The organism is Phaeobacter sp. CAU 1743 (assembly GCF_039839315.1).
Lineage (GTDB): Bacteria > Pseudomonadota > Alphaproteobacteria > Rhodobacterales > Rhodobacteraceae > Phycobacter > Phycobacter gallaeciensis_A.
The window spans coordinates 21349-28348 of sequence record NZ_JBDOQR010000062.1; the positions used below are offsets into that span (position 1 = coordinate 21349).

General features: G+C 59.7%; 8 protein-coding genes and 1 pseudogene. 4 read left to right on the top strand and 5 right to left on the bottom strand.

Features of this window, described 5'->3' with window-relative positions:
• Window positions 1–47: 47 nt before the first annotated feature.
• Complete coding sequence (gene ilvA / locus AAFO90_RS19445; RefSeq protein WP_274829330.1) at window positions 48–1286, bottom strand: threonine ammonia-lyase IlvA; 1239 nt, start codon at window positions 1284–1286, stop codon at window positions 48–50.
• Window positions 1287–1368: 82 nt separating this feature from the next.
• Entirely contained in the window at window positions 1369–2127 is a 759-nt protein-coding gene (locus tag AAFO90_RS19450) for a hypothetical protein (protein ID WP_347510432.1), read from the bottom strand.
• A gap of 137 nt (window positions 2128–2264) precedes the next feature.
• On the opposite strand from AAFO90_RS19450, the gene AAFO90_RS19455 reads away from it, so the two are divergent.
• The 3 genes from AAFO90_RS19455 (at window position 2265) to AAFO90_RS19465 (ending at window position 4317) form a co-directional block, all read left to right on the top strand.
• Window positions 2265–3491, top strand: coding sequence for an argininosuccinate synthase (locus tag AAFO90_RS19455; protein WP_274831730.1), 1227 nt, complete (start codon window positions 2265–2267; stop codon window positions 3489–3491).
• Window positions 3488–3952, top strand: coding sequence for a DUF1810 domain-containing protein (locus tag AAFO90_RS19460; protein ID WP_274831731.1), 465 nt, complete (start codon window positions 3488–3490; stop codon window positions 3950–3952). The genes AAFO90_RS19455 and AAFO90_RS19460 overlap by 4 nt, the downstream gene beginning before the upstream one ends.
• 80 nt (window positions 3953–4032) lie before the next feature.
• Window positions 4033–4317 (top strand): SCP2 sterol-binding domain-containing protein, encoded by a 285-nt coding sequence (locus tag AAFO90_RS19465; protein WP_347510433.1) that lies wholly within the window; start codon window positions 4033–4035, stop codon window positions 4315–4317.
• A 22-nt stretch (window positions 4318–4339) separates the two neighbouring features.
• On the opposite strand, the gene AAFO90_RS19470 is transcribed toward AAFO90_RS19465, so the two are convergent.
• Window positions 4340–5053, bottom strand: coding sequence for an HAD family hydrolase (locus AAFO90_RS19470; protein ID WP_347510434.1), 714 nt, complete (start codon window positions 5051–5053; stop codon window positions 4340–4342).
• Window positions 5053–5961 (bottom strand): D-amino acid aminotransferase, encoded by a 909-nt coding sequence (locus tag AAFO90_RS19475; protein WP_347510435.1) that lies wholly within the window; start codon window positions 5959–5961, stop codon window positions 5053–5055. The genes AAFO90_RS19470 and AAFO90_RS19475 overlap by 1 nt, the downstream gene beginning before the upstream one ends.
• Window positions 5962–6102: 141 nt before the next feature.
• Between AAFO90_RS19475 and msrA the strand changes: the two genes are divergently transcribed.
• Window positions 6103–6768: a peptide-methionine (S)-S-oxide reductase MsrA gene (gene msrA, locus AAFO90_RS19480; protein ID WP_347510436.1), complete on the top strand. Its 666-nt coding sequence runs from the start codon at window positions 6103–6105 to the stop codon at window positions 6766–6768.
• A 124-nt stretch (window positions 6769–6892) separates the two neighbouring features.
• On the opposite strand, the pseudogene AAFO90_RS19485 reads toward msrA, so the two are convergent.
• Window positions 6893–7000 (bottom strand): annotated as a pseudogene (locus AAFO90_RS19485) (IS5/IS1182 family transposase); the annotation flags it as partial.

Genomic DNA, 7000 nt, shown 5'->3' on the forward strand with positions numbered 1-7000 from the left:
CCGGCCTCAAAGGCTGGTGACCGCCTCCACTGCCAGCTCCGAATCCGTCAGATCAGGAACTGCGCCAGCGTTTCGTCATTGGTGATATCGGTATAGGTCATGCCTGCCTCATCCAGGCGGGCAAAAAGCGCGGCGAAATTCTCCGGGCGCTTGGTCTCAATCCCGATCAGAACCGAGCCAAAGTTGCGCGCCGATTTCTTCAGGTATTCGAACCGTGCGATATCGTCCTCCGGGCCGAGGATGTTGAGGAATTCCTTCAGCGCGCCGGGCCGCTGCGGCAGACGCAACAGGAAGTATTTCTTGATGCCCGAATAGCGCAGGGCACGTTCCTTGACCTCTGGCAGACGTTCGAAATCGAAATTCCCGCCCGAGGTGACACACACGACGCTTTTACCGCGAATCCAGGAGCGCACATCGTTCAGCGCCTCGACCGACAGCGCGCCAGCGGGTTCCAGCACGATGCCTTCGACATTCAGCATCTCGATGATGGTGGTGCAGATCCGGTCCTCTGAAATGGCGATCACATCCGGCAGCGGGATGTGTTTCAGAAGGTCAAAGGGCTGTGCGCCGATGGTGCCCACCGCGGCGCCATCGACAAAGGTATCAACCTTGTCCAACGCCACCGGATGCCCCGCCGTCAGCGCCGCGCGCAGGCAGGCCCCGCCTGTGGGTTCGGCAAAGAGGCAATGCACCGCATCGCCAAAAAAGGTCGCAACGCCCGAGGACATGCCACCCCCGCCCACCGGCAAAATCACATGGTCGGGGATCCCGCCAAGCTGCTCTTCGATTTCCACCGCGATTGAGGCCTGACCTTCGATCACATCGCTGTCGTCAAAGGGCGACAGGAAATGCCCACCCTCCCGCGCGCACCACTCTTGTGCAGCAGACAGCGTGTCGTCGAAATAGTCGCCGATCAGGTGCACCTCGATATTGTCACCGCCGAACATGCGGGTCTTCTGAATCTTTTGCTGCGGCGTTGTCACCGGCATGAAGATCACCCCGCGCTTGCCCAGATGCTTGCACATGAAGGCGACGCCCTGCGCGTGATTGCCGGCCGAGGCGCAGACAAAGAGATCCTGATCGGGCTGTTTGCGCATGGCGTTGAGCGCGCCGCGAATCTTGTAGGAGCGGACCGGGCTCAGATCCTCACGCTTGAGGTAGATATCCGCCCCGAACCGTTCGGAAAGGTGAACATTGCGCTGCAAAGGCGTTGCGGGAAACACCTCGCGCATGGCCGCCTCGGCGGCGCGGGCGGCATCTTTGAACCGGGTCTGAAAATCGCTCATACCCTTTCAGTGGCGCAAGCCCGCCCCCAAGGCAAGGGGCAGGCGCAAAGCATGCAAAAGAATACCGGTGAGCGGGTCGTCGTCAGATCGGGCGACCCTGCACGTAATGGCCATAAAGGGTGGTCAGGATACTCACATTAACCAGCGTCATCACCAACGCCGCGCCAAGCGAGAAGATGAAGCCAAGCGGCGCAAAGACCATCATCGAGGCCCCGACGATGAACTGCAGCAACAACTGCACGAGGATCAGAACCACGAACAGCATGATCGCCGTTCCCGCCGTCCCGCGCGTCGCCTGTAGAGACTGGCTCATGCTGAGCCGTTCGCCGATGGCCGCCGCCGGCAACATGGGCAACAGCCGGAACAGAAAAACGCCCACAAAAACAAAGGCCGCAATGGCCAGGATCATCGCGATAACGGGCGGAAAGACCGCAGCAGACATCATCACGACCATTCCGATGACAACAGCGGAAACAAGCCCCATCACAAGCGCAAGGATCAGAGACACACCGATGTAGGCCAGGATGCGCCCGCCACGAAAAGGCGGGATCCAGCCTTGGGGATATTCCTCAAGCAACACGAAACGGTGCCAGTTCACAAACACCCAGAGCTCCAGGATGATGAAAACCACGGCAGCCAGAAACAGCGGACCGGCAAGGGCAGGATCCACGGTCGGAACGCCGTTTGCGTCCATATGCATGGCTTCTGACATCAGCCCACCAAAGAAGGCCACAAACAGCACAACTCCGATCAGAACGGGCACAAGAGCGATGCGGAGGGCGTCGCGCCAGTTGCGCAGCACCATGTTGAGGGAATGCGAAAATATCTTCCAACTGATCACGGGAAATGTCTCCTGAAAAACAACTTTCCTTTCTTCTTGCACGTATTGCGCGCAGCAAGACAAGGAAAACCCGGCGAACCTTGCCCTTCTCTGCAAAACCCGCTACCCCGCAAACGTTCTGATCAAGAGGAAAACCCATGTCCGCGCCCAAAAAAGTTGTGCTGGCCTACTCTGGCGGCCTTGATACGTCGATCATCCTGAAATGGCTGCAGACCGAATATGGCTGCGAGGTGGTGACCTTTACCGCCGATCTGGGCCAGGGCGAAGAGCTGGAGCCCGCCCGCAAGAAGGCCGAGATGCTGGGCATCAAGCCGGAAAACATCTACATCGAAGATGTCCGCGAAGAGTTCGTGAAGGATTTCGTCTTCCCGATGTTCCGTGGCAACGCCCTGTACGAAGGCGAGTACCTGCTGGGCACCTCGATCGCGCGTCCACTGATCTCCAAGCGCCTCGTGGAAATCGCCGCTGAAACCGGCGCCGACGCCGTGGCCCACGGCGCCACCGGCAAGGGTAACGACCAGGTGCGTTTCGAACTGGCGGCCTATGCGCTGAACCCTGACATCAAGGTGATCGCGCCCTGGCGTGAATGGGACCTGACCTCGCGCACGCGCCTCTTGGAATTCGCCGAGAAGAACCAGATCCCGATCGCCAAGGACAAGCGCGGCGAAGCGCCTTTCTCGGTCGATGCGAACCTGCTGCACACCTCTTCCGAGGGCAAAGTGCTGGAAGATCCCGCCGAGCAGGCACCCGACTACGTCTACCAGCGCACCGTGAACCCCGAGGATGCACCGGATACGCCGGAAATCATCACCATCGGTTTCGAGCAGGGCGATGCGGTTTCGATCAACGGCGAGGCGATGAGCCCGGCCACCATCCTGACCGCGCTGAACGACTATGGCCGCAAGCATGGCATTGGCCGTCTCGATTTCGTGGAAAATCGCTTTGTCGGCATGAAATCCCGCGGCATCTACGAGACCCCCGGCGGCACCATCCTGCTGCAGGCGCACCGTGGCATCGAGCAGATCACCCTCGACAGTGGCGCAGGCCACCTGAAGGATTCGATCATGCCCCGCTATGCCGAGCTGATCTACAACGGTTTCTGGTACAGCCCCGAGCGTGAAATGCTGCAGGCCCTGATCGACAAGAGCCAAGAACACGTCACCGGTACCGTGACCCTGAAACTCTACAAAGGGTCGGTCTTTGTGGTGGCACGTGATTCCGAGCATTCGCTCTACTCCGAGGCCCACGTAACCTTTGAAGAAGACGCCGGCGCCTACAATCAGGAAGACGCGGCAGGCTTTATCCAGCTGAACGCCCTGCGCCTGAAATTGCTGGCCGCACGCGACCGTCGGCTGAAAAAATGAGTGACGACTACGACATAGACGGCGATTTCGAGGACGATTTCGAAGAAGAGCTGGAAATGTTCGTCGAAGCCCAGGACACGGTCTGGTCCGATGTCCTGAGCGAACTTTCTGCGGGCAAAAAGACGAGCCACTGGATGTGGTTCGTCTTCCCGCAACTGGCCGAGCTTGGCAAATCCCACATGGCACAGCTTTACGGGATCGAGGATCTGGCCGAGGCCAAGGCCTATCTGGGTCACGAGGTCCTCAGCGCCCGTCTGGTCGAGGTGTCCCGCCTGATGCTGTCGCACGCAGATCAGGATGCCGCCGAGATCCTCGGCAAGGTCGACGCCAAGAAACTGCGCTCTTCCATGACGCTGTTTGCCGCCGTGCCGGATGCACCGGGCGAATTCAAACAGGTCCTTGATGAATTTTACAGCGGCAGCCCCTGTCCGCTGACGATCGAGGCACTGGCAAGCGCCTGAGGCTCGCCTCCCGCTTGGTCATGCTTGCCCAGCGCAAATCCCTTGCCTAACGCTCACGTCAGGCAAGAGGAGATTCCCTGATGGCACTTCACGACATCGCCGCCGGTATCCAGTCCGGCCTATCCGGAAAAAGCTTTGACGGCTCGCTGAAATTCGACTGCGGCGAGGAGGGCGTCATCGTTCTGGCCGATGGCACGGCAACCACCGAGGACAGCGAAACAGACTGCACCCTGCGCCTGTCTGAGGACAATCTGAAAAAGCTGCTGACCGGCAAACTGAACCCGATGACCGCCGTGATGATGGGCAAGATCAAGATCACCGGCGACATGGGCGTCGCCATGAAACTGGGCAAGCTGATCGGCTGACCAGCCTGCCCGTGAAGCGGCCTTAGATCTTCACCGCCTTCAACTGCTCGTAATAGGGCATCGCCTCCTCCAGCACTGGTTGCAGGTGTTCGGGCACCTCGGGCAGATCGCCTTCGGGACCGGCAAAACCGGTAGAGGTCCAGACCGCGCCATACCAAACCTCGGCCCAGACGCCATCGTCCTTGTGGCCGCCCTTGGGCCAGCTCAGCATCTTGGGCGAATAGGCAAGGCCGATGGCATCGCACATCTGTTCCAGCTTGGCGGCGGGGTCCTGGCGGATGTCATAGCTGTCCACCACCACTGGTGCCTGTCCCCAGCTGCGACAGAGATCATACAGCTCGGCCTGCTGACGAAAGCCGATATCGTCCAGGTTGGGATTCTGGCGTTTCGCCGCATAAGAGGCGATGACCCGTGCCGGATGGCGAATGAGGAACACATTGGTCACCTCCCGCATCCAGTCGCGCGGCATGCCAGGGATCATGTGCTGGCTCATATGTTTTTGATAATAAACTGGTTTTGCAGCCGGAATATCTCCGATCAGCATATCGGCCACCACTTTGGGATCCTGGCTCTGGCTGTCCATGATCTCTTCGCGCATGGGATGGTCGAGGCCGGTCATCTTCAGATAGGCGGCGTAAAAGGGCTCATCGACCACCGCGCAATCGCCACGGTTGCCAAAGGAATACATCATCGCCGTCGAGAGGTTCCGCGGCCCCGACCACATTGCAATCCGCATCAGGCGCACTCCTGCTCGATCAGACCCTTGTAGAGCGCCCGGATCCGTTTGGTCACCGGACCCATCTCGCCCGTGCCGATCTGACGCCCGTCGATATCGCCCACCGGGGTTTGCGCACCGAAGGTGCCGGTCAGGAAGGCCTCATCGGCGCCATAGGTGTCGACCAGCGAATAGTTGCGTTCAAACACCGGGATATCATTGGCGCGACACAGGTCGATCACCTTTTGCCGGGTGATGCCGTTCATGCAGTAATCCCCGGTCGAGGTCCAAACCTCGCCGTCGCGCACGATGAAGAAGTTGCAGGCGTTGGTGGTGTTCACAAAGCCGTTCACATCCAGCATCAGCCCTTCGTCCGCGCCCGCCTTTTCGGCGGCAATGCAGGCCAGGATACAGTTGAGTTTGGAATGGGAATTCAGCTTGGGATCCTGGCTCATCGGCAGGCCGCGAATATGGGGCACGGTCGCGAGCCGGATCGGGCGCGGCAGATGCGGGCGCGAATGCTCCATGATGATGACCATGGTCGGCCCCTGCTGCGACAGGCTGGGGTGCTGGAAGGGGCGCGTTTTTGGCCCGCGCGTCACCATCAGCCGGGCGTGGGCATCCGTGGTCATGCCGTTGGCCTTTTGCGTGTCCAGCACCGCCTGTTTCACGCCCTCAAAGGTCAGGCCGATATCCAGATCGATGGCCTTTGCCGCCTCGAACAGACGGTTCAGGTGTTCGTCGATGAAGGCCCAGGTGCCGTTGTAAAGGCGCAGCCCCTCCCAAACGCCGTCACCCAGCATGAAACCGCTGTCATAGACGCTGACGGTGGCTTCGGCCTTGGGCACGATCTTCCCGTTCAGATAGATGAGGATCTCTTCGTTGCGCTGATCTTCTTCAGCCTGATGGGTACTCATTTTTTCAGTCATAGGACCCTCCTTTTGCGGCACGCTAGCCAGATTGGATCCAATTTCCAAGCGATAACTTGCGCTCACCAGTGCGTGACATTTGATGACATGGGTTGAGCGCAGGCGCGCCCGGCGGCAGGGTTCCAAAAAACGGAGGCGATGATGAAGACATTGCATCACATCAAACAGGTTTCCCTGGCCATCCTGATCCTGGCTGCGGGCCTGTTGCGCGGATATGAAGCCCATGCGGCCGAGCAGGAAACGCTGACCGTTGCGGGCGGCTGTTTCTGGTGCGTCGAGAGCGATTTTGAATCGGTTCCCGGCGTCTCCGAGGCCGTTTCTGGCTACACCGGCGGCACCACCAAGAACCCCACCTACAAGGAGGTCGGCCGTGGCGGCACCGGTCATTACGAGGCGGTGCAGATCACCTTTGACCCGGCCAAGGTAGGTCGCGCGCATCTGCTGGATCTGTTTTTTCGCTCCGTCGATCCCACCGATCCGGGCGGCCAATTCTGCGATCGCGGCGAAAGCTACCGTACCGCCGTTTTCGTGTCCTCCGACGCGGAAAAAACAACCGCAGACCAGGCAAAGGCCAAGGCGCAGGCAGAGCTGGGGCAGACCATCGTCACGCCAGTCCTGCCAGCCGGTCCCTTTTACCGGGCCGAGGATTACCATCAGGATTATTACAAGGGCGACAATCTGGTCTTTACCCGCTTTGGCCCCAAGAGACAGTCCAGCGCCTATAAACGCTACCGTGAGGCCTGCGGCCGTGATGCCCGTGTGCGGCAGCTGTGGGGGGATGCAGCGCCCTTTGCCAACGCTCACTAGGCGAAACACCACTGGCCCAAACCTTATTGGACCAGTTCCCGCACGCTAAGGCGCATTGCCCGCCTGCCTGAGGGCAAGATCGCGCGCGGTGTTTATTAAATTTCTCTCTAGGGTCTGTGGACATTCATCGTGAGGCGATGATGGCAGCCGCGAGATGCCAATTGGCGGCGTAGCTGGACGTTGTCTTTTCGTAGCGGGTCGCTATGGCTCTGAATTCCTTGATCTTTGCGAA

Excerpts from the sequence above, each read along its gene's own strand:
- ilvA (WP_274829330.1), bottom strand. The coding sequence starts at position 1,286 with ATGAGCGATTTTCAGACCCGGTTCAAAGATGCCGCCCGCGCCGCCGAG.
- AAFO90_RS19455 (WP_274831730.1), top strand. The coding sequence starts at position 2,265 with ATGTCCGCGCCCAAAAAAGTTGTGCTGGCCTACTCTGGCGGCCTTGAT.
- AAFO90_RS19460 (WP_274831731.1), top strand. The coding sequence starts at position 3,488 with ATGAGTGACGACTACGACATAGACGGCGATTTCGAGGACGATTTCGAA.
- AAFO90_RS19465 (WP_347510433.1), top strand. The coding sequence starts at position 4,033 with ATGGCACTTCACGACATCGCCGCCGGTATCCAGTCCGGCCTATCCGGA.
- AAFO90_RS19470 (WP_347510434.1), bottom strand. The coding sequence starts at position 5,053 with ATGCGGATTGCAATGTGGTCGGGGCCGCGGAACCTCTCGACGGCGATG.
- AAFO90_RS19475 (WP_347510435.1), bottom strand. The coding sequence starts at position 5,961 with ATGACTGAAAAAATGAGTACCCATCAGGCTGAAGAAGATCAGCGCAAC.
- msrA (WP_347510436.1), top strand. The coding sequence starts at position 6,103 with ATGAAGACATTGCATCACATCAAACAGGTTTCCCTGGCCATCCTGATC.